Origin of the sequence: Streptomyces achromogenes subsp. achromogenes (assembly GCF_000720835.1) — a bacterium.
GTDB classification, from domain to species: Bacteria; Actinomycetota; Actinomycetes; order Streptomycetales; family Streptomycetaceae; genus Streptomyces; species Streptomyces achromogenes.
The window spans coordinates 1-848 of sequence record NZ_JODT01000073.1 but is presented as its reverse complement, the minus strand read 5'-3'; the positions used below and the strand labels follow the sequence as shown (position 1 = coordinate 848).

The 848-nt window shown below is 71.8% G+C and carries 1 protein-coding gene and 1 pseudogene; both read right to left on the bottom strand.

The features are described from left to right. Window positions 1-611, bottom strand: a pseudogene (locus IH25_RS0136710) (plasmid transfer protein TraB); the annotation flags it as partial. A 14-nt stretch (window positions 612-625) separates the two neighbouring features. Further along, window positions 626-848: plasmid transfer protein TraA (gene traA / locus IH25_RS0136705; RefSeq protein WP_030621325.1), on the bottom strand; the 223-nt coding region annotated here is incomplete at its 5' end.

The following is an 848-nucleotide window of genomic DNA, read 5'->3' as shown; positions in this document are numbered from 1 at the left end:
GTGGTCGGCACGTCCAGCGCGGACGCGACCCGGGGCAGGCTCTTGGCCATGTCCGCGTTGGTCGCCTCCCCGGCCGGGAGCGCGTACGGCACGGTGACCTTGTTCGGCTCCACCTTCGCCGTGCCCAGCTTCGTACGGGCCAGACCGACCTTCTCCAACAGGCCCTTGTCCGAGGACTCCCCGACCGCGTCAGGGTTGCGCCGCATGACCATGCGGACGTTCCACGACAGGGCCAGGACCGGGCCGCCCATGGCGTACAGGTCGATCACGGGGTGAGTGATCGGACCGGACAGGGCGGCGGCGGTCACCCACACCGACCCCGCCGCAACCGTGATCGCGGAGTGCAACCGGCGCTGAGCGCTCGTCCCCCGGCCCGCCCACCACGTCGCACCGGTCAGCGCGACCGAGGCGAGCGTGAGACCGGCCGCGCCCCACGGGGAGTCAGCCCACATCAGGTGTGCGCCCTCCCCGACCACGCCCACGCCCACGACCCCGAGCCACGGGGGCAGGTGCGGCTTTGCCCGGTGCAACAGGTACTTGCCGACCCCCGCGAGTGCCGACTCGCCCTTGAGCTGTTCCTCGTGCTGCTGCTCGATGTCCTTCTCACCCATGACCGCCCCTCCCCTTACTGCTGAGCCCAGTCCATGCGCGGACCCTGGGGGCGCCGGGCACGGTGCTTGACGCGGTTGATCTCTTCCTCGTACGCCTGCTGGAAGGCGGCATAGGTGGCCGCGGCGTTCTTCGCGGCGGAGGCGGCGGCGTCCGCGGACTTCCGCAGCTTCCGCGAGACCTTCCAGGCCCGGGCCTTCGAGCCGCCGATACGGCCCTCGGGGTCCGGGACCGTGGAC